General features: G+C 69.5%; 18 protein-coding genes. 10 read left to right on the top strand and 8 right to left on the bottom strand.

Annotated features, from left to right (window positions below):
- Nucleotides 1–138: 138 nt before the first annotated feature.
- Entirely contained in the window at nt 139–606 is a 468-nt protein-coding gene (locus ACWFRJ_RS08830) for a GNAT family N-acetyltransferase (protein WP_453527145.1), read from the bottom strand.
- A gap of 21 nt (nt 607–627) precedes the next feature.
- A complete protein-coding gene (locus ACWFRJ_RS08825; protein ID WP_453525979.1) occupies nt 628–1,410 on the bottom strand; it encodes an AraC family transcriptional regulator in 783 nt (260 codons plus the stop codon).
- Nucleotides 1,411–1,466: 56 nt separating this feature from the next.
- Here ACWFRJ_RS08825 and ACWFRJ_RS08820 point away from each other — a divergent pair, with 56 nt between their 5' ends.
- Nucleotides 1,467–2,039 (top strand): class I SAM-dependent methyltransferase, encoded by a 573-nt coding sequence (locus ACWFRJ_RS08820; RefSeq protein WP_453525976.1) that lies wholly within the window; start codon nt 1,467–1,469, stop codon nt 2,037–2,039.
- Here the strand turns inward: ACWFRJ_RS08820 and ACWFRJ_RS08815 are convergent.
- A complete protein-coding gene (locus ACWFRJ_RS08815; protein WP_453527142.1) occupies nt 1,972–3,945 on the bottom strand; it encodes a beta-galactosidase in 1,974 nt (657 codons plus the stop codon). The genes ACWFRJ_RS08820 and ACWFRJ_RS08815 overlap by 68 nt on opposite strands.
- Before the next feature lie 14 nt (nt 3,946–3,959).
- On the bottom strand, nt 3,960–4,688 hold the full coding sequence (locus ACWFRJ_RS08810) for a FadR/GntR family transcriptional regulator (RefSeq protein WP_453527139.1): 729 nt from the start codon (nt 4,686–4,688) through the stop codon (nt 3,960–3,962).
- A 193-nt stretch (nt 4,689–4,881) separates the two neighbouring features.
- Between ACWFRJ_RS08810 and ACWFRJ_RS08805 the strand changes: the two genes are divergently transcribed.
- From ACWFRJ_RS08805 to ACWFRJ_RS08785, 5 genes are read left to right on the top strand one after another with little or no spacing between them, the layout of a single operon-like run.
- Entirely contained in the window at nt 4,882–6,534 is a 1,653-nt protein-coding gene (locus ACWFRJ_RS08805; RefSeq protein WP_453527136.1) for an ABC transporter substrate-binding protein, read from the top strand.
- A gap of 46 nt (nt 6,535–6,580) precedes the next feature.
- Nucleotides 6,581–7,540 (top strand): ABC transporter permease, encoded by a 960-nt coding sequence (locus ACWFRJ_RS08800; protein ID WP_453525973.1) that lies wholly within the window; start codon nt 6,581–6,583, stop codon nt 7,538–7,540.
- Entirely contained in the window at nt 7,540–9,540 is a 2,001-nt protein-coding gene (locus ACWFRJ_RS08795; protein ID WP_453525970.1) for a dipeptide/oligopeptide/nickel ABC transporter permease/ATP-binding protein, read from the top strand. Before ACWFRJ_RS08800 ends, ACWFRJ_RS08795 begins: the two co-directional genes overlap by 1 nt.
- Nucleotides 9,537–10,577: an oligopeptide/dipeptide ABC transporter ATP-binding protein gene (locus ACWFRJ_RS08790; RefSeq protein ID WP_453525967.1), complete on the top strand. Its 1,041-nt coding sequence runs from the start codon at nt 9,537–9,539 to the stop codon at nt 10,575–10,577. Before ACWFRJ_RS08795 ends, ACWFRJ_RS08790 begins: the two co-directional genes overlap by 4 nt.
- Complete coding sequence (locus ACWFRJ_RS08785) at nt 10,574–11,509, top strand: dihydrodipicolinate synthase family protein (RefSeq protein WP_453525964.1); 936 nt, start codon at nt 10,574–10,576, stop codon at nt 11,507–11,509. Before ACWFRJ_RS08790 ends, ACWFRJ_RS08785 begins: the two co-directional genes overlap by 4 nt.
- A 25-nt stretch (nt 11,510–11,534) precedes the next feature.
- On the opposite strand, the gene ACWFRJ_RS08780 is transcribed toward ACWFRJ_RS08785, so the two are convergent.
- The 3 genes from ACWFRJ_RS08780 to leuA all read right to left on the bottom strand — a co-directional run bounded on the left by ACWFRJ_RS08780 (nt 11,535) and on the right by leuA (nt 15,286).
- On the bottom strand, nt 11,535–12,401 hold the full coding sequence (locus ACWFRJ_RS08780; RefSeq protein ID WP_453525961.1) for a hypothetical protein: 867 nt from the start codon (nt 12,399–12,401) through the stop codon (nt 11,535–11,537).
- Between the two features lie 225 nt (nt 12,402–12,626).
- Nucleotides 12,627–13,361: a TerB family tellurite resistance protein gene (locus ACWFRJ_RS08775; protein WP_453527133.1), complete on the bottom strand. Its 735-nt coding sequence runs from the start codon at nt 13,359–13,361 to the stop codon at nt 12,627–12,629.
- A gap of 197 nt (nt 13,362–13,558) precedes the next feature.
- Complete coding sequence (leuA, locus tag ACWFRJ_RS08770) at nt 13,559–15,286, bottom strand: 2-isopropylmalate synthase (protein ID WP_453525959.1); 1,728 nt, start codon at nt 15,284–15,286, stop codon at nt 13,559–13,561.
- Between the two features lie 293 nt (nt 15,287–15,579).
- Between leuA and ACWFRJ_RS08765 the strand changes: the two genes are divergently transcribed.
- The 4 genes from ACWFRJ_RS08765 to ACWFRJ_RS08750 all read left to right on the top strand — a co-directional run bounded on the left by ACWFRJ_RS08765 (nt 15,580) and on the right by ACWFRJ_RS08750 (nt 19,715).
- Nucleotides 15,580–16,653, top strand: coding sequence for a M4 family metallopeptidase (locus ACWFRJ_RS08765; protein ID WP_453525956.1), 1,074 nt, complete (start codon nt 15,580–15,582; stop codon nt 16,651–16,653).
- A 44-nt stretch (nt 16,654–16,697) separates the two neighbouring features.
- Nucleotides 16,698–16,964, top strand: coding sequence for a protealysin inhibitor emfourin (locus ACWFRJ_RS08760; protein WP_453525953.1), 267 nt, complete (start codon nt 16,698–16,700; stop codon nt 16,962–16,964).
- A 124-nt stretch (nt 16,965–17,088) separates the two neighbouring features.
- Nucleotides 17,089–18,468, top strand: a complete 1,380-nt coding sequence (locus ACWFRJ_RS08755; protein WP_453525950.1) for a GH1 family beta-glucosidase — start codon at nt 17,089–17,091, stop codon at nt 18,466–18,468.
- Nucleotides 18,465–19,715 carry an MFS transporter gene (locus ACWFRJ_RS08750; protein WP_453525949.1) on the top strand — a complete coding sequence of 417 codons (1,251 nt, stop codon included), beginning with the start codon at nt 18,465–18,467 and terminating at the stop codon, nt 19,713–19,715. The genes ACWFRJ_RS08755 and ACWFRJ_RS08750 overlap by 4 nt, the downstream gene beginning before the upstream one ends.
- A gap of 12 nt (nt 19,716–19,727) precedes the next feature.
- On the opposite strand, the gene era is transcribed toward ACWFRJ_RS08750, so the two are convergent.
- A complete protein-coding gene (gene era, locus ACWFRJ_RS08745) occupies nt 19,728–20,687 on the bottom strand; it encodes a GTPase Era (protein WP_453525946.1) in 960 nt (319 codons plus the stop codon).
- Nucleotides 20,688–20,761: the final 74 nt, after the last annotated feature.

Here is a 20,761-nt window from a genome sequence, read left to right as displayed (position 1 = left end):
CCGACGGCATATGTCTATCGCCCATACTTCCCGGTACCCCTGACACCCACGCCCCGACTACTGAATAATCCCCCCAGCACAACGCGCAGTGACCACGCCTCAGAGGTCGGCCCGCAAAGAAGTCCCACCCCAGGCCGCCTACAGCTCCCGGAAGTACCGCGCCTCTGTCCGCCCCTGGCCCACCAGCGCGAACCCCGCACGCTCGAGCACCGCCCGTGACCCGGTGTTCTCCACATCCGTCGCGGCCCGCAGCGAGGTCAGCCCGTATTCGGCGGCGGCCAGCTCGCACAGCCGTCGTACGGCACCGGTGGCGAGGCCACGGCCCGCCGCGCGCTCGGCGATGCGATATCCGAGCTCGGCTTCACCCTCCGCGACATCCACGAGGTTGACCCGCCCTAGCACAGCGCCGTCCCCGTCGACCAGGACATGGAAGTGGCATGCTCCGGCGGCCTGTTCCGCGAGCAGAGCCGCGTGCCGCGCACCGAACTCGCCAAAGTAGGCATCCCCACGATCACGGACGGACTTCGCGAAGTACTCCCGGTTCTCGCGCTCGAAGGCGAGCAGAGCAGGAGCGTGATCGGCGCGCAACAAATGGAGTTCAGGCATGGGCATGGGCATGCCCGCACGCTAGCCCCGCCCCGTCCCCTCCCGCACCGGAAAATACTGCCGCGGAGTCAGCCCCACGATGCGGTGGAACGCGGCGACGAACGAGCTGGCCGAGGCGTAGCCGACCCGCGTGGCCACCGCCTCGGTCGTCATGCCAGTGGCAAGCATCGGCATAGCGGCCTGCATCCGCAGCCGCTCGCGCCACTGGCCGAACGCCAGGCCGGTCTCGGCGGAGAAGAGCCGGGCGAGGGTGCGAGCGCTGGCGCCGACGGCCCGGCCCCAGTCCTCCAGAGGGCGCCCGTCGGACGGGTCGGCGACGAGCGCCTCCGCCACCTCCCGCGCGCGAGGGTCCTTCGGTTGCGTCACGGAGATGCTGGTGACAGGGACGGGGTGGAGCACGTCGAGGAGGACCCGCTCCGCGCGGGATCGCGCGTCCAGGGCGAGGTCGTCGCGGAGCAGGTGGTCGATCAGGGCGCGCAGGAGGGGTCCGGCGGCGAGTACGGTCAGCTGCCGCGTCCAGGTGACGGACTCGGGGCAGCATGCCGGGTCGACGTACGGGCTGCGCATCACCGTGTCGCCCTCGGCCTCCGTCGCGTGGGGCAGCCCGGCGGGGATCCACAGGGCGAGGGAGGGCGGCAGCAACCACGATCCGTCGTCCGTCCTGATCCGGAGCAATCCCTTTGCGGACCAGGCGAGTTGATGGACGGGATGCTGATGCGTCGCGAACTTCACGCCGCGCGGCATGGTGAAGTCACCGACGAAGATCGCGGTCAGCGCCGGGTAAGGGTGTCCGGTCTGCGACATGGAACGGCAGCCTAGCCCGTGGCGGACACGGAGGGCCCGGATCTAGCGTCGTCGGTATGCCAATGAACCGAGCGCATCGCAAGCTGTGCAGTTCCCCGGAGTGGGCTCAGACGGTCAAGGACCGCATCCTGCCCTGGGCCCTCGAAGACGTCGAACTCGGCGACGAGGTACTGGAGATCGGCCCGGGTTACGGCGCCAACCTGCGCCTACTGGTGGACCAGGTGCCCAGCCTCACGGCGCTGGAGATCGACGCCGACACGGTCCGCCTCCTGGAGCGCGAGTGGGGCGACCGCGCCCGCATCCTGCACGCGGACGGCTCCGACATGCCGCTGCCCGACGCCACGTACTCCGCGGTGGTCTGCTTCACGATGCTGCATCACGTCCCCACCGACGCACTCCAGGACCGCATCTTCGCCGAGGCGTTCCGCGTACTGCGCCCTGGCGGCGTCTTCGCGGGCAGCGACAGCCAACCGAACCTCCGCTTCCGCCTCCTGCACTTCCGCGACACGATGAACACCCTGCCCCCTGCCGAACTCCCGTCCCGCCTGTCCGCCGCCGGCTTCAAGGACCCGGTCGTGGACCGGCATCCGGAGAGCGGGGGGCTGCGCTTCCGGGCACGGAAGCCGTGAGCCGGGTACCGCCGCCCTTCCGTACGTCCATGCTCAGGTCCCGCTCGTCCAGGACGATATGGATCCGCTCCCCCGCCCCCGTCACCCGCGTCCGCGCCTGCACCCCTTCCGGGAGGTCCGGCAGGACCGGGGTCACGCCGCACTCCGTTCGCACCCTGTCCAGGAGTTCCCGCATCTCCTTGGGGGGCGGGCGCGTGCCCAGGTACCAGGCCGTGCCCTCGCCGTAGGCGTGGCGGGTCACCGCCGGGGAGCCGTCGGTGAACGTGGTGATCGCCTCCGCGCCCTCCAGGTGGATCTCCTCCGACCAGGTGCCGTCCGGGCGGGGGTCGAACTCCTCCACCCGGAGGCCCAGGAGCTCGCGGAACGGGGCCGGGTAGCCGCCCAGGTGGACTCGGTCGTGTTCGTCCGTGATTCCGGAGAAGTAGGACATGACCACCGTGCCGCCACCCCGTACGTACGCGCTGATTCGTTCCGCGGTTTCCTTCGTGACCGAGTAAAGATTGGGGATCAGGAGCAAGCGGTACTCGGTCAAGTCGCCGTCCACCGGGACCACATCGCACGCCACCGACGCGTCGTACAGCGGCTTGTGGTGGGCCAGGGCCGCTTCGAGGAGCGTGATGTCCTTGCTGGGGTGCGCGTCCAGTTCCAGGGCCCACCAGCTCGGCCAGTCCAGGAGCAGCGCCGCGTCCGCACGCTCGGAGCGGGAGCCCAACAGCTCGGGGTGGCGGGCCAGTTCCGCGCCCAGTTCCCGCACCTCCCGGAAGATCCGCGTCTCCCGGCCCCCGTGCGGCACCATCGCCGAGTGGAACTTCTCCGCTCCCCCGCGCGACTGCCGCCACTGGAAGAACAGCACCGAGTCCGCGCCGTGCGCCACCGCCTGCCAGCTGTCCAGGCGCATCCGGCCCGGCGGCTTCCTGCCGTTGCGCTCGCGCCAGTTCACCGCGCCCGGGGCCTGTTCGAGGAGCAGCCACGGCCGGCCGCCCTTCAGGCCGCGCATGACGTCGTACGAGAAGGCCGTCCGCTGGAGCGAGTCCGGGTCGTGCGGGTCCGGGTACGAGTCGTACGCCACCACGTCCAGGTGCGGGGCCCAGGCGAAGAGGTCCAGCGTCTTCGCGATCGGGACGAAGTTCGTCGTCACCGGCACGGTTGGCGTGATGCGGGTCAGGGTCTCCTTCTCCGCCAGGTAGCACGCCAGGAGTTCGTCCGACGAGAAGCGCCAGTAGTCCAGCTGCTGGGCCGGGTTGCGGAACGACGGGGCCTTGCGCGGGGTGTGGATCTCCTCGAACGTGCCGTACCTCTGCGACCAGAAGTCCGTCGACCATGCGTCGTTGAGGGCCGCCACCGTCCCGTACCGCTTCCGCAGCCACGTGCGGAACGCCGCCGTCGACACCTCGCAGTGGCAGTGGCGTGAGATGTGGCAGCCGTATTCGTTGCCGATGTGCCAGAGCGCGAGGGCGGGGTGCGTGCCGTAGCGCGTGGCCAGGCGTTCCGCGAGGCGTACGGCATGGCGGCGGTAGACCGGGCTCGACGGGCACCAGTGCTGGCGCGAGCCGGGGTACAGGCGCGTGCCGTCCTCGAGGACCGGCAGCGTCTCCGGGTGCAGGCGGGTCAGCCAGGGCGGCGGGGACGCCGTCATCGTGGCGAGGCTGACCGCGACGCCCGCCTCCGCAAGGCGGTCCATGTGGCCGTCGAGCCAGGTGAAGTCGTACGTTCCGGGAGCGGGCTCCGTCTTCGCCCAGGAGAAGATGCCGAGCGTCACGAGGTTCACGCCCGCCTCGCGCATCAGCTCCCGGTCCTCCGCGTGGACTTCGGGGCCCCACTGCTCGGGGTTGTAGTCACCCCCGAACCCCAGTGACGTAACCCGGTCATAGAAGTGACCCAGTCTCATCCCGCGTTCGTCGTTCATCCCGCGTTCGTCGTTCATCCCACGCCCCTCGCACCCTGCTGCGACCGCGCCGCGATCCCCCGGAAGTGATCCGCCATCGCACGCTGAGCCCGCTCCACGTCCCGCGCCCGCAGCGCCGTCACGATGTCCCGGTGCCTGCGCACCGTCACGTCAGGCGCCGGGTCGCGGGCCCACCCCCGTACACCCGCCACCCGGTTGAAGACGTTCCAGAACGCGCCGAGCAGCTGCGGCACCAGCTCGTTGCCCAGCGCACGGTAGAGCGTCTCGTGGAACTCGCGGTCCAGCTCGGGGAAGGCAGCCCCTCCGTCCGCCGACTCCTCCATCTTCCGTACAAGTGACTCCAGTTGGCGCAGCTCCTCATCCGTGAGCAGCACCGCCACGCGGCGCACCAGGCCCTCCTCAAGCACCTCCCGCACCTGAAGGATCTCCGCCAAGGCATGGGTGTCGTCGCCGAGTTGCACCAGCGCGCGGAACGTCAGACCGTCAGCCAGCGGGGTCAGCGACGCCTGGCCCACGTACGTCCCGTAGCCGTGTCTGATCTCCACGATGTCCAGGGCCTGGAGGGCCTTCAGCGCCTCGCGCACCGAGTTCCTGCTGACCCCCAGCTCCTCCATCAGCTCGGCCTCGGTGGGCAGCAGCGCGCCCGGCCGAAGTCGCCTGTCGAGGATCAACTGCATGACCGAGCGCTGGACTTGACTGCCCACACGCCGTTCGCGGGCTGGCTCCTGAGGCATGCGGCACATCGTAGACACGGATGACATCCCACGTCCCACCTCCGGACCAACATCGTTAGGAACAGCATCAAATCGGATCCGTGCGCGATCTCTTGACCGGCCATCGCGGCGCTCTTATGGTCACCACGCCACCATGACGTAGGACGTGGGATCTCTCAAGGGAGACATAGTGAGCGAGCAAGCGAGCGAGCAAGTGGGCGGCATGAAGGCCCGCATCGGCCCCACCGGCCCCGGCCCCGCACCCGCACCCGACCGCCGGTCCTTCCTCAAGTACACCGGCGCCCTTGGCGCAGCCGCCGCCATCACCACCACGCTCTCCGCCTGCTCGTCGGGGCCCGAGTCCACGAACGACGCCGGAGGGGGCGGCGGCAAGGGCGGCGACTCCACTCTCACCGCCGTCATCGGCTATGGGAACGACGGCAGTTGGGACCCGACGCAGACCGCGTCCGCCTTCGCGATGGCCGGCAACGAGCACATCTACGAGGGTCTGCTCAACACCGATCCCATCACCCGCGAGCCGTATGCCGCGCTCGCCACGGAGATCCCCGCCGACGACAAGGCGACCACCTGGAAGTTCACGTTGCGGCCCGGCGCCAAGTGGCACGACGGGAAGCCCGTCACCGCCGACGATGTGGTGTTCGTCTTCGACCGCATCCTCGACCCGAAGACGCAGACCCTGGCCAAGGGCTTCTTCGAGAGCTGGCTGAAGGGGGTCAAGAAGGTCGACGCGACCTCCGTCGAGCTGACCCTCAAGTTCCCGTTCCCGGACGGCCTCGCCCGCCTCTCCCTCGCCAAGATCATGCCGAAGCACGTCTTCTCCAAGCCCGGCGCCTGGGACGACGCGACCAAGGGCAAGGCCATCGGCTCAGGACCGTACAAGCAGTCCTCGCACCACCCGAAGTCCAACACCACTTTCGAGGCCTTCGGCGACTACAACGGCCCGCGCAAGGCCGCCTTCAAGAAGATGAACTGGCTGACCATCGTGGACGCGGCGCCCCGCGTCGCGAAGATCTCCGGCGGCAGCGCGGACTCGGAGATCTCGGACAACATCCCGTACGCCAACATCGAGCAGCTCAAGAAGGACGGGCTCAGCGTCGAGGGCGGGGCGGGGATGAACAACCTGTTCCTGATGTTCAACACCGCGCACAAGCCCTTCGACGACGTACGCGTGCGGCAGGCACTGCACTACGCCATCGACACCGAGAAGATGATCGAGGTCGCGCTCAAGGGGCACGGCAAGGCGTCGACCTCGTTCCTCAACGAGTCCAACCCCGCCTACCGCCGGGCCAAGTCGGTCTACGCGTACGACCCCGAGAAGGCGAAGAAGCTTCTGAAGGAGGCCGGGGTCAAGGACCTGTCGATCAATCTCATGGCGGTGAACGTGAGTTGGATCGTCGACTGTCTGCCGACCATCAAGGCTTCGTGGGACGCGATCGGTGTCAAGACGACCCTGGATCCGCAGGAGACCACCGCCGTCTTCACCAAGATGGACCAGAAGAAGGACTACCAGATCGTCGCGGCCGCATCGAACCCCAACCAGTTCGGCATCGACCCCGACCTGATCATGCACTACAACTACGGCCCCGAGAACCTGTGGATGGGCTACGCGCGCTGGGCGGACAACTCCGTGGCCAAGAAGCTCTTCAAGGACATGGACCAGGCGACGCGCGAGCCGGACGCGGCCAGGAAGAAGGCCATGGTCCAGGACTACATCGACACCGTCGCCGAGCAGGCGGTGATCTACCCGGTCGTCCACAACGAGCTGATGACCGCCTGGGACCCGAAGAAGCTCACCGGCATCAAGGCCCAGCCCTACCCCGGTATCAATCTCCTCCAGGCCAAGTGGGCCAAGTAGTCCCCTAAACAGCCCTCTCAGCACCGTCGTTGGGAGTCACCCAGACGTGACCGCGATCGTCAGAATCCTGGCCCGCCGCCTCGCCCTCCTCGTCCCCCTGCTCCTCGGCATCGTCCTGTTCGTCTTCCTCGTGATGCGGTTCTCGGACATCGATCCGGCGTCGGCGTTCTTCCAGGGCGCCAATCCGACCCCGGAGCAACTGCACCAGTTCCGCGAGGAGAACGGCCTGCTCGATCCGCTGCCGGTGCGCTACTTCGCCTTCGTCGGTGATCTGCTCCAGGGCGACATGGGCATCAGCGTGCTCACCCGCTCGCCGGTGGTGGAGCAGGTCACCACCGCGCTGCCGCTCACCCTCCAGCTGACCTTCATGGGGCTCGGCATCGCGGTGGTCATCTCGTTGCTGCTCGGCGTGACCGCCGCGATCTACCGCGACCGGCTCCCCGACCAGCTCATCCGCGTCATCTCGCTGACCGGCGTGGCGGCGCCCGGCTTCTGGCTGGCGCTGCTCATGATCCAGTATCTGGCGGTGGAGGCGGGCTGGTTCCCGACCGGCGGCTACATCAACCCCGCCGACTCCTTCACCGGCTGGCTGAGGTCGATGACGCTCCCGGCCCTCGCGCTCTCCCTGCCCGTGGCCGCCGGGCTCACCCGCATCATCCGTACAGCGGTGGTCGAGGAGCTCGACAAGGACTACGTACGGACGGCGATCGGCAGCGGCCTCCCCCCGGTCGTGGTCGTCGGGCGCAACGTCCTGCGCAACGCCCTCATCAACCCGCTGACCGTGCTCGGCCTGCGCGTCGGCTATCTGCTCGGCGGCGCGGTCGTCATCGAGACGATCTTCTCGCTGCCCGGCATGGGGAAGCTGATGATCGACGCCGTGAAGAACGGCGACCCGGCCGTCGTACAGGGGGTCGTCATCACGACGGCCGTCGGGTTCGTGGTCGTGAACCTGGTCCTCGACATCCTCCATCTGCTGGTCAATCCGCGCCTGAGGGGGACCGCCTGATGGTCATGTCGCGCAAGGCTCTGACCGAGCGGCTCTCACGGCCCGGCATACGGCTGCGATCGCTGAGCCGCCTCCCCGTCCTCTCCCGCGTCGCGGTGGGCGTCGTGGGCGTGGTCGTCCTCGTCGCGCTCTTCGCGCCGCTGATCGCCCCGCACGACCCTCTCGACCAGCAGCCGCAGGTGGACGGCACCGGACACCCGTCGGGCGACCACTGGATGGGCCAGGACAGCCTCGGCAGGGACATCCTGAGCCGGCTGATGTACGGGGCACGCTGGTCCCTGGCGATCGGGCTCGGGGCGACGCTGCTCGCCCTGATCGTCGGCGCGGTGCTCGGCGCGATCGCGGCGACCTCGCGCAAGGCGGTCGACGAGACGCTGATGCGGTGCCTGGACATCGTCATGGCGTTCCCCGGGATCGCGCTCGCGGCCGTCCTCGTGGCGGTGTTCGGGGGCGGCATCGTCGTACTGATCTGCGCCATCGCGTTCCTGTTCACACCGCCGATCGCCCGGGTCGTACGCGCGAACGTCATGGATCAGTACGGCGAGGACTATGTCGTCGCCGAACGCATCGTCGGCGCCCGTACCCCGCACATCCTCATCAAGCACGTGGCCATCAACTGCGCCGCGCCGATCCTCGTCTTCTGTACGGTGCAGGTCGCCGAGGCCATCGTCTTCGAGGCCTCGCTGTCCTTCATCGGCGCGGGCGTGCGCCCCCCGGACCCGTCCTGGGGCAGCGTCATCGCCGACGGCAAGAACATGGTGCTGCTCGGCGGCTGGTGGGCGACGGTCTTCCCGGGCCTCCTGATGCTGATCACGGTCCTTGCCCTGAACATCCTCTCCGAGGGCGTATCGGACGCGTGGGCGGCGCCCGCGACCCGGGACGTGCCGGGCGCGGCCCGCAAGGAGGATCATCTCGAAGCGCCGGAACCTGGCAGCGGCAAGGTACTCGAGCTGCCGGGCCTGACGGAGGCGGCCCAGCGTCTGCGCTCGCGCGCACGCCCTCTCCCGGAAGGCGCGCCGGTCCTGACCGTCTCCGATCTCGCGATCGGCTTCGACGCCCGGCACGGCGGGGTGGACATCGTCGACGGCATCAGTTTCCACGTACGGCCGGGTGAAGTGCTCGGCCTGGTGGGCGAGTCGGGCTGCGGCAAATCGCTCACGGCGCTGACCGTGATGGGCCTGGAGCCGAAGGGCGCACGTGTCGGCGGTGAAGTGACGTTCGACGGGCAGCAGTTGCTCGGGATGCCGATGCGGGCGCGCAGACGGCTGCTCGGCCACGACATGGCGATGATCTACCAGGACGCCCTGTCCTCCCTCAACCCCGCGATGACGGTCCGCGCCCAGCTCAAACAGGTCGTACGAAGAGGTGGGCGCCGCACATCGACCGAACTCCTCGAACTGGTCGGCCTGGACCCGGACCGCACCCTGCGCAGCTACCCGCACGAGCTCTCCGGCGGTCAGCGCCAGCGCGTCCTGATCGCGATGGCGCTCTCCCGCGACCCGAAGCTGATCGTCGCTGACGAGCCGACAACGGCCCTGGACGTCACCGTCCAGGCCCAGGTCATCCAACTCCTCCTCCGCCTGCGCGAGGAGCTGGGCTTCGCCCTGATCCTCGTCTCGCACGACCTGGCCCTCGTCGCGGACGTCACCGACCGGGTGGTGGTGATGTACGGGGGCCAGATCGTCGAGACGGGCGTGACGGCGGACCTCGTCGAGGCCCCGTCGCACCACTACACGCGCGGCCTGCTCGGCTCGGTGCTCTCGCTCGAATCGGCGGCGGAACGCCTGACCCAGATCAAGGGCGTCGTCCCTTCGCCCGCCGACTTCCCGGCGGGCTGCAGGTTCGCGGACCGTTGCCCGCTGGCGAGCGAGGTCTGCCGGACGACGGCGCCCGAACTCGTCCAGGTCGTCGGCGGGGCGCGTCACTCCATCGCGTGCCACCATCCGGCGGGGCAGCCGCCGAGAGTGCCGGAGCCCAGGGGAAGCGAGGCCCTCAAATGACGACGGACGATCTGATCACCCTCTCCGACGCGCACGTCGTGCACCGGGCACGCTCGGGCGGGCTGTTCTCGCGCGACCGTGTGTACGCCCTCACCGGCGCCGACCTGACCATCGCGCCCGGCGAGACCGTGGGCGTCGTGGGCGAGTCGGGGTGCGGCAAGTCGACGCTCGCGAAGGTACTCGTGGGGGTGCAGCGGCCGACCACGGGCACGGTGTCCTTCCGGGGGCGGGACCTGTGGACGATGCCGCCAGCCGAGCGCCGGGCCGCGATCGGCAGGAACACCGGCATGATCTTCCAGGACCCGTCGACCGCGCTGAACCGCAGGCTGACGGTGCGGCAGATACTCCGTGACCCCTTGGACGTACACAGGCTGGGGACACCCGCTCAACGCGACGATCGTGTCCGCGAGTTGATGTCACTCGTGGGCCTCCCCAAGGTCCTGGCGGACGGGCTGCCCGGACAGCTCTCGGGCGGGCAGCGGCAGCGCGTGGCGATCGCGCGTGCGCTGGCGCTCGAACCTGAGCTCGTGGTGGCGGACGAGCCGACGAGCGCGCTCGACGTCTCCGTGCGCGCCCAGATCCTCAATCTCCTCCTGGACCTGAAGGAGCGGCTCGGCCTCGCCCTGGTCTTCGTGTCGCACGACATCCAGACGGTGCGGCGCATGAGCGACCGGGTCATCACGATGTACCTGGGCAGAATCGTGGAGGAGTCTCCTGCCCAGGAGATCCTGGACAGGGCGCGCCATCCGTACACGCGCGCGCTGTTCTCCGCGACACCTGGCCTCCTCGACCCCATCGACCCGATCCCGCTCGTCGGCCCGGTGCCGTCGGCCACGCGACCGCCGAGCGGGTGCCCGTTCCGTACGAGGTGCTGGAAGGCGGACGAGGCCTGCGCCTCCGCCATGCCGGACTTCGCGTCGACGGAGGGGTCCGGGCACCGCTACCGCTGCCACCACCCCGTGCGGGACGGCCAGTCCACGCACGAGCTAGTGATCCAGTCCGCCGCCACGGACGCGAGCCCCAGGGAGATTCCATGACCATGCCCACCCCGCTGACCGGTGTCGTCCCGCCTGTCTGTACGCCTCTGACACCGGAGCGCGAGGTGGACACGTCATCGCTGGTGAGGCTGGTCGACCATCTGGTGTCGGGAGGGGTGGACGGTCTGTTCGTGCTCGGCTCGTCGTCGGAGGCGGCGTACCTGACGGACGGGCAGCGGAGGGTCGTGATCGAGACGGTGGCGGGGCACGTCGGGGGTCAACTGCCCGTCCTGGCAGGGGCGATCGACATGACGACGCCACGGGTCCTCGACCACGTGCGCGCGGTGACGGGGGCGGGGGCCGACGGGGTGGTGGTGACGGCACCCTTCTACACGCGCACGCACCCGGTGGAGGTGGCCCGTCACTTCCGTCTGGTGGCGGCGGGGTCCCCGGTGCCGGTCTTCGCGTACGACCTCCCGGTGGCGGTCCACTCGAAACTGGACGCGGAGCTGGTCCTGGAGCTTGCCTCGGAGGGGACCATCGCCGGGTTGAAGGACTCCAGCGGGGACGAGGGGAACTTCCGGGAGCTGGTGCTCGGGGCGCGGGGCCGGACGGACGTCTCGGGCTTCAGCGTGCTCACGGGGTCGGAGACGACGGTGGACTCGGCGCTGGCCGTGGGGGCGGACGGGGTGGTGCCGGGTCTCGGGAACGTGGATCCGGCGGGGTACGCGCGGCTGTACCGCTACTGCCGGGAGGGGGACTGGGTGCGGGCCCGGGCCGAGCAGGAGCGGTTGTGCGGGCTCTTCGGGATGGTGCGGGTCGGGGGTGCCGGGCGGATGGGGGGTAGTTCGTCGGCGCTGGGGGCGTTCAAGGCGGCGCTGTATCTGCGGGGGGTCATTGCTTGTGCGGCCACTGCTGAGCCGCAGGTGCCGTTGTCCTCGGGGGAGGTCGAGCGGGTGGGGAAGTTCCTGGCGGGGGCGGGGCTGCTGTAAGGGCGGCTCGCTGCACGGCTGTCCGTCAGCGGAGGGTGAGGAGGATGGCGTCGTCGTAGTGGACGGAGCGCTTCCTGGCTCCGTCGGCGAGGCCGGACACACCGAAGGTCAACTGGAGCCGGTCGGTGTCCTCGAAGCTCTCCGGCGAGGCGGCGAACCGGAGTCTGACCTTCTTCGTGCTGTCCGCGGGCACGGCACCGACAGGCAAGACGAGCAAGTCATCCTGATCGGCTTCCTGTCTGGGCACATCCGTCCAGGCCTTGCCGTCGTACCACTGAGCACGCACCTGTGACGTCATGCCCTTGCCGCCGGAGGCACACTCCTCGAAAGGGTCGTCGCTCTTCTGGCACGTACTGAACTCGGGCTGGGCCCGGACCTGCGGGTAGGGGCTCTGCGACTGGTTGGTGACCGCGGCTTCGAACGGCGTCCAGCGGCCGTCCTTGCTCAGCGCGGCGCTGCGTCGGGGACGCACGGTGCCGGAGAGCGCCTGCAACTCGACGCCCAGGTACTCGCGTCCGAGGAGGCGGCCGTGATCCTTGAACACCACCTCGACGGGCAGCCGGTCGCCCTCGGTCCGCGGGCCGAACGGCGGGGTGATCTGGAACCGCGTCCGGCTCTGCCCAGAACGCAGCGGGAGGCGGTACGAGCCGCTCGTCACCAGGTCCTTCTTGCCGCCTATCCGCCCCGCGCGAGGCGTGGAGAGCGTCAGCTTCTTCCAGTTGTCGTCCTCTTGCCGGTCGTCGCCGTACGCGGCCGATGGCACCTGTCCCTTGTGCTTCCCCAGGCCGATGCGCAGCTCGACGGTCACGTCCTGGCGGGCCCGCTGTCGGTTGGTGAAGTCCACCTCGAGGATGTTCGGCTTGTTCTTCGACCAGGAATCGACGCGGTTCAAGTCGATACTGACCGGCGCGCGGGAGGCGGGAGCTTCGGGAGATGCCGAGGGAGCCTCACCGCCGCACCCCGCTGTGATGACGACCAGGACCGCGACGCATCCCAGCAGACGTAGCTGCCTCACAGGTTCCCTCTCATCAGCTGCTGCCCCCATGGCCGTTGGCCAGACAGGAGTGTACGTCTGCCGCAATCGGCGCAGCGGGGGCGTGAGGGGACCCGGAGACGGTCAGAAGTGCGTCGTCCGCGCCGCCACCATCAGCCGCGTCACCTCGTCTGCGCCGATGGTCAGCGCGCCGCCCGCCGTGGTGAGCACCTCGCGCTCGGCCGGGGTGTACGGGCCGTCGGCGAGCGCGATCCGCGCGCCCTGGAGCAGCAGCGCGTCACGTCCGGCGGGGGCGAGGTGCGGGGCCAGTGGGCCGAGCGCCTCGTGGAGCTCTATGGCCAGACCGGGCCCGCAGTCCGGCACGGTCGCACGGCCGGTGTCCGCGGCGAGCGCCTCGACGAGCGCGACGAGCTGCTCCTCGCAGGCGTCGTCGAACCCGGCGCCGCGCAGCACGCCGACGGCCGCGTCCAGCGTCGTGCGCGACGAGGTGCCGCCCGCGGCGAGGATCGCGAGGACGACGGTGTGCACGGCGTCGCGCACCATGGCGGAGAGCCGGGTGGTCGTGGGGTGGTCTAGCACGTCAGTGCCGTAGTGGTCGCCGCAGGCGGCGCACTCGACGATGGGGCCCGCGGCGCCGCGCGGCAGGACCGGGACGCCAAGCAGGACGAAGCGGCGACGGCCGGTGCGGCGCTGGTAGTTGCGGTCACCGCCGCAGGCCGGACAGAAGAACTCGCCGTCCCCGACGGTGGTCCACGCCGTATGCACGCCGATCACGCGCCTGCGCAGGACCCGCCCGCGTGAAACGGGCGTAGCGAAAATGCGGGATTCCCGGCCGTTTCGTTCCCGATCTGGCAGCACCACGCACCTCCGTAACGCCCCGGCGACGTTGCCGTGTTGGGCGTGATGTTAGCCACATTGTTGATGTGGCGTCAGCACCCTGCACGAGAGATGGCCTGTAGACGACCTGGACACGGTCCCACGCAAAAGCGCCGAACGGGCCCGATTCGAGCCCGTCCGGCGCTTTCCTGCTACGTAGTGGAGCCGCGAGGCGCTGGTCAGCGGGCCGCGCGGTTCACCGCGGAGACCGCGGCCTTCAGCGAGGCGCGTGTCGTATTCGCATCGATACCGATGCCCCACAGAACCTTGTCGCCGATCGCGCACTCGATGTACGACGCGGCCTGCGCGGAGGCTCCTTCACTCATCGTGTGCTCCTGGTAGTCCAGGAGGCGTACGTCGATGCCGATGCCCTGCAGCGCGTCGAAGAAGGCCGAGATCGGGCCGTTTCCGGTGCCGGTCAGGACCGTGTCGGCGCCGTCGACCGTCGCCTCGACGGTGAGCGTGTCGGTGCCGTCCTTGTCCGTGGTCGTCTGGCCGTTCTTGACCTGGATGCGGCCCCACGGGTTCTCGGGGTTGGGCAGGTACTCGTCCTGGAAGATGCTCCAGATCGCGCCAGGCGTGACCTCGCCGCCCTCGGTGTCGGTCTTCAGCTGGATGGCCTTGGAGAACTCCACCTGCATGCGGCGCGGCAGGTCCAGCTTGTGGTCGTTCTGCAGGACGTAGGCGATGCCGCCCTTGCCGGACTGCGAGTTGACGCGGATAACGGCCTCGTAGGAGCGTCCGACGTCCTTCGGGTCGATGGGCAGGTACGGGACGGCCCACTCGATCTCGTCGATCGTCTTGCCCTGCTGCTCGGCGCGGATGCCCATCGCCTCGAAGCCCTTCTTGATGGCGTCCTGGTGGGAGCCGGAGAAGGCGGTGTAGACGAGGTCGCCCGCGTACGGGTGGCGCGGGTGGACCTCCATCTGGTTGCAGTACTCGGCGGTGCGGCGCAGCTCGTCGATGTCGGAGAAGTCGATCTGCGGGTCCACGCCCTGCGAGAACAGGTTCATGCCCAGCGTGACCAGGTCGACGTTGCCGGTGCGCTCGCCCTGCCCGAACAGGCAGCCCTCGATGCGGTCGGCGCCGGCCATGATGGCCAGCTCGGCGGCGGCGACGGCGGTGCCGCGGTCGTTGTGCGGGTGGACGGACAGGCAGACGTGCTCGCGCCGGGTCAGGTTGCGGGACATCCACTCGAAGCGGTCCGCGTGGGTGGAGGGCGTCGAACGCTCGACCGTGGCGGGCAGGTTGAGGATGATCTCGCGGCCCTCGGCGGGCTGCCACACGTCGCAGACGGCCTCGCAGACCTCCAGGGCGAAGTCCAGCTCGGTGTCCGTGAAGATCTCGGGGCTGTACTGGTAGCCGAAGACCGTCTCGGGGCCCAGCAGCTTCTCGGCGTACTCCATGACGAGGCGGGTGCCGTCGACGGCGATCTGCTTGACCGCGTCCTTCGAGCCGCGGAAGACGACCTCGCGCCAGACGGGCGCGGTCGCGTTGTACAGGTGGACGGTGGCACGCTTGGCGCCGATCAGCGACTCGACCGTGCGCGCGATCAGCTCTTCGCGGGCCTGCGTCAGTACGGAGATCGTCACGTCGTCCGGGATCGCGCCGTCCTCGATGATCGACCGTACGAAATCGAAGTCCGTCTGGCCCGACGAGGGGAAGCCGACCTCGATCTCCTTGTAGCCCATGCGGACCAGGAGGTCGAACATCTCGCGCTTGCGCGCCGGGGACATCGGGTCGATCAGCGCCTGGTTGCCGTCACGCAGGTCCGTGGAGAGCCAGCGGGGTGCGACGGTGATCCGGTTGTCGGGCCACGTGCGGTCGGGGATGTCGACCTGGTCGTACCGGCCGTACTTGTGGATCGGCATGGAAGTGGCACGCTGCAGATTGGGCTTGATCGCCATGATGCGGGGGCTCCTCGGGAGTGTCCTTAAGGACGGCCGACGGTCGCTTCGCGAGCAACACCGAACTCCGCGGGGAGGGGGTCGGCCTCGACTACAGGCCCTCGCCGCGGCAGCTAAGGAGAAGCAGCCCGTAACGCATGATGCTCCGCAGCCTAACCGAGCCACACCGTGTGCGTGGCTCCGTATCAGTATGCGGGACCGGTGTTACCGGTAAGAGGTGATCAATACCTCTATTTCACTAATCATGGTTGCAGGTAGTGACAGCGGCATGACCCAGTGCCACATTTGCCGCCATGACCGCCAATCCAGGCTTCGAGCCTGTCTTCTGCACGATCATCCCGCCGCACGTGCTCGACACTCTGGCCCAGAGTGACGACCCCGCGCTCGCCGGACCCGCCCGCCGCACCCTGGAGCGCGACTCCATCGAGCGCACCCACCGCCGTCTGACCACGGTCATCGGCGCCCCGGCCGTCTCGCTGCCCAAGGAAGCGGCGGAGGGCAAGCCGCACCGCACGCTGTACGACGCCAAGCACAAGACGGACCTGCCGGGCCGCAAGGTCCGCGGTGAGGGCGAGCGGCCCGGCAAGGACGCGACCGTCAACCGCGCGTACGCGGGCCTCGGCGCGACCTTCGAGCTGTACATGAAGACGTACCAGCGCAACTCCATCGACGGCAGCGGCCTGCCGCTGAACGCGACCGTGCACTACTCCGAGGACTACAACAACGCCTTCTGGAACGGCGAGCAGATGGTGTTCGGCGACGGTGACGGCGAGATCTTCCTCGACTTCACCATCCCCGTCGACGTCATCGGCCACGAGCTGACCCACGGCGTCACGCAGTACACGGCCAACCTCACGTACTTCGGCCAGCCCGGCGCCCTGAACGAGTCGATGTCGGACGTCTTCGGCTCGCTGATCAAGCAGTACACGCTCGGCCAGACCGCCGCCGACGCCGACTGGCTGATCGGCGCGGGGCTGCTCGCCCCGCGCGTCACGGGCAAGGCGCTGCGCTCCATGAAGGCCCCCGGCACGGCCTACGACGACGACGTGCTCGGCAAGGACCCGCAGCCCGCCGACATGGACCACTACGTCAACACGGGCCGCGACAACGGCGGCGTGCACATCAACTCCGGCATCCCCAACCGCGCCTTCTACCTGGTCGCCGACACGCTCGGCGGCAACGCGTGGGAGCGGGCCGGGCAGATCTGGTACGCCGTCCTGACCGGCGGCGAGCTCGCGCAGGACGCGTCCTTCGCGGACTTCGCGAAGCTGACGGTCGCCGCGGCGCGCGCCAAGTACGGCGACGGCGACGAGCTCAAGGCCGTCATCGACGCGTGGTCCACGGTCAAGGTGCCGGCCACCGACTGACGGCGGCGCTACCGTCCGCCCACCCGGTGGAGTAGACAGGACCCATGCGTATCCAGGTGAAGCGCACAGGAGGTTTCGCGGGCATCGAGCGGCACTCCGAGGTGGAGACCTCGGGGCTGCCCGATGCCCACGAGTGGCAGGTCCTGGCCGAGGAGGCCGTGGCCGACGCGCGGAGCACGCCGCCGATAGGAGTGCCGGACGGCTTCAGCTACCAGCTCACCGTCGACGGGCACACGGTGTACTGCGCGGATCCGCGCCTGACCGATCCACAGCGGAAGCTGATCACGCGCGTACTGAAGGAAGGGGCCTGAGAGGTTCCGAGGGCCCCGAGAGGCTCTCAGAAGCCCCCGAGAGGTTCTAAGACATGAGAACTGTTCACCTTTTCTGAGGTACGCCCATTGACTTCCGTACGCGGCCGTACGGAAGATCGCGCCCATGGCAGCGAGCGACGCGCGCGATCCACTACCTCAGTTCCCCCGCGACTTCCTGTGGGGGGTGTCCACATCGGCTCACCAGATCGAGGGCGCCGTCGACGAGCGCGGCCCCTCGGTCTGGGACGCGTTCACCGCGGTGCCGGGCAAGGTGAAGGACGGCACGACGGCCGCCGTCGCCTGCGACCACTACCACCGCTACCGCGAAGACGTCGCTCTCATAAGGGAGTTGGGGGCGGGCGCGTACCGCTTCTCGGTGTCGTGGCCGCGCGTGCTGCCGAGCGGCTCCGGGGAAGTGAGCACCACGGGCCTCGACTTCTACGACCGTCTGGTCGACGAGCTGTGCGCGGCGGGGGTGAGCCCCGTCCCCACGCTCTTCCACTGGGACACCCCGCTCGCGCTCGCCGACGAGGGCGGCTGGCTGCGGCGGGACACGGCCGAGCGCTTCGCCGAGTACGCGGCCGTGGTGGCGGACCGCATCGGCGACCGGGCCAAGAAGTGGATCACCCTCAACGAACCCGCCGAGCACACCCTGCTCGGTCACGCGCTCGGCCAGCACGCGCCGGGCGAACAGCTCATGTTCGACGCGCTGCCGGTGGCCCACCACCAGCTCCTGGCCCACGGACTCGCCGTACGGGCGCTGCGCGCGGCCGGTGTGACCGACATCGGCATCGCCAACTCGCACGGCCCCACCTGGCCGGCGTCACCCTCGGCCGAGGACACACAGGCGGCGGACTTCTACGACGTACTCCTCAACCGCCTGTTCGCCGACCCGCTGATCCTTGGCCGATACCCGGACGGAATAGGGGAGTTGCTGGCGGACTGCGGCGACATCGAGGCGGACCTCAAGGTCATCGCGGAGCCGATCGACTGGTACGGCATCAACTTCTACCAGCCGACGAAGGTGGGCGCGCCGCTCCCGGCGACGACGGCAGGGACACCCACGGCCACGGAATTCTCCGGTCTCACCCTCCCGCCCGAACTCCCCTTCTCGCCCAGGGAGATCGAGGGCAGACCGGTGACGGACTTCGGCTGGCCGGTGGTCCCCGAGTCGCTCACCGAGCTCCTCACCGGCTTCCGCGACCGGTACGGCGACCGCCTGCCGCCGCTGGTGATCACGGAGAACGGCTGCTCGTACGAGGGCATCGACGACCAGCGCCGGATCGAGTACCTCGACGGTCATCTCCGTTCACTGCACCGGGCGTTGGCGCAGGGCGTCGACGTGCGCGGCTACTTCGTCTGGTCCCTGATGGACAACTTCGAGTGGGCCGAGGGCTACCGCCAGCGCTTCGGCCTCGTCCACGTCGACTACACCACCCTCGAGCGCACCCCCAAGGCGTCGTACGCGTGGCTGCGCGAGACGCTGCGGGCCCAGCGGGCATGACATCGACGCCGGTCGACGACGCCCTGAAGGAGCCGACCGAGCGGGTCGGGCGGAGCTGGACGTCCGCGCTCTCGCTCGCCAACGGCGCGATCTGGGTGGGCTGGTACGGCCCGCTGCAGATCCTCCTGGCCCTACAGGCGGAGGACCTCGCCCCGGCCGGTACGTCGAAGGAGACGGTCCTCGCGTGGGTGGCGGGCGCGGGGGCGGTGGTGTCGCTCGCGTCGAACCCGCTCTTCGGCGCGCTCTCGGACCGTACGGTGTCGCGCTTCGGGCGGCGTACGCCGTGGATCGTGGCGGGTACGGCGGGCGGCGCTGCGGCGCTCCTGCTGCTCTCGGCCGCGGGGTCGGTCTGGTGGATGGCGGCGGGCTGGTGCCTGGTCCAGCTCACCCTGAACGCCGCGTTCGCCGCGGTCACGGCGGCCGTGCCCGACCGGGTGCCGCGGCTCCAGCGGGGCGCGGTGGGCGGCTGGCTCGGGGCGGCGCAGATCCTGGGCGTGGTGGTGGGGACGGGCCTGGCGACGGTGGCCGGGGGTGTGGGGGCGGGGTACGCGGCCTGCGCGGTGTTCACGGTGGCGGGGGTCCTGCCGTACGTCCTGCGCCACCGGGACCTGCGCCTGGCGCCACGGGACAGGCCGCCGTTCGCGTGGCGGTCGTTCGCCGCCGCGTTCTGGCTGAGCCCGCGCCGCTACCCGGACCTCGGCTGGGCCTGGCTGACCCGCTTCCTGATCAACCTCAGCAACGCCCTGGTCCTGCTCTATCTCCTCTACTACCTGCGCGACCGCCTGGACTACTCCGACCCCGATGAGGGCGTACTGATCCTCACGGCGGTGAACGGCCTGACGCTGCTCGCGACGGTGGTCGTGGGCGGCGTCTGGTCGGACCGCGTGGGCCGCCGCAAACCGTTCGTGCTCTGGTCGGGCGTCCTGATGGCCCTGGCGACCGCGATGCTGGCCGGCTGGCAGACGTGGCCGGGCGCGCTCGTCGCGGCGGCGGTGCTCGGGGTGGGCTTCGGCGTCTTCACGTCGGTGGACTTCGCGCTGATGACGGACGTACTCCCCAAGGCCATGGACCGCGGCAAGGACATGGGCGTCATCAACATAGCCAACTCGCTCCCCCAGGTGGCCGCCCCCGTCCTTGCGGCCCCGATCGTGACGCACCTGGGCGGCTACCGCGTCCTTTACCTGGTGGCGGCAGGAGTGGGCCTTGCGGGGGCGCTGCTGGTGACGCGGATCAGGGGCGTGGACTGACCTGGGGGGCGCTCAGAAGCCGAGCTTGCGCAGCTGCTTCGGGTCGCGCTGCCAGTCCTTGGCGACCTTCACGTGGAGATCCAGGAAGACCGGCGTCCCGAGGAGCGCCTCGATCTGCTGGCGGGACTTGATCCCGACCTCCTTGAGCCGCTTGCCCTTCGGGCCGATGATGATGCCCTTCTGGCTGGGCCGCTCGATGTAGACGTTCGCGTGGATGTCGAGCATCGGCTTGTCCGCGGGGCGGTCCTGGCGCGGCAGCATCTCCTCCACCACGACGGCGATGGAGTGCGGCAGCTCGTCCCGTACGCCCTCGAGCGCGGCCTCGCGGATCAGCTCGGCGACCATGACCTGCTCGGGCTCGTCCGTGAGGTCGCCCTCGGGGTAGAGCGGCGGGCTCTCGGGCAGCATCGGGACGATCAGGTCGGCGAGCAGCTGGACCTGCTTGTCGCCGACGGCCGACACCGGCACGATCTGCGCCCACTCGAAGCCGAGCTCCTTGCCGAGCTGGTCGATGGCGATGAGCTGCTCGGCGAGCGTCTTGCTGTCGACGAGGTCGGTCTTCGTCACGACCGCGATCTTCGGCGTCTTCTTGATCGTGGCCAGTTCCTTGGCGATGAACCGGTCGCCGGGGCCGAGCTTCTCGTTCGCGGGCAGACAGAACCCGATGACGTCGACCTCGGCCCACGTGGTCCGTACGACGTCGTTGAGCCGCTCACCGAGCAGCGTGCGCGGCTTGTGGAGCCCGGGGGTGTCCACCAGGATCAGCTGCGCGTCCTCCCGGTGCACGATGCCGCGCACCGTGTGCCGCGTGGTCTGCGGCTGGTTGGCGGTGATCGCCACCTTCTGGCCGACCAGAGCATTCGTAAGGGTGGACTTGCCCGCATTCGGGCGGCCCACGAAGCAGGCGAAGCCGGCGCGATGGGGGGCCTCGGACGGCTCGGATGACTCGGTACGAACGCTCATGGCGCCCATTCTCCCTGATCGACGGAGGGCCGCAGCACGCCGAGGCACCGATCGGGCACCAATGAGGCGCCGACGCGGTGTCA

The organism is Streptomyces sp. NPDC055239, assembly GCF_053606205.1.
The sequence above is the reverse complement of the archived record's forward strand: the minus strand, read 5'-3'. Positions and strand labels throughout refer to the sequence as shown.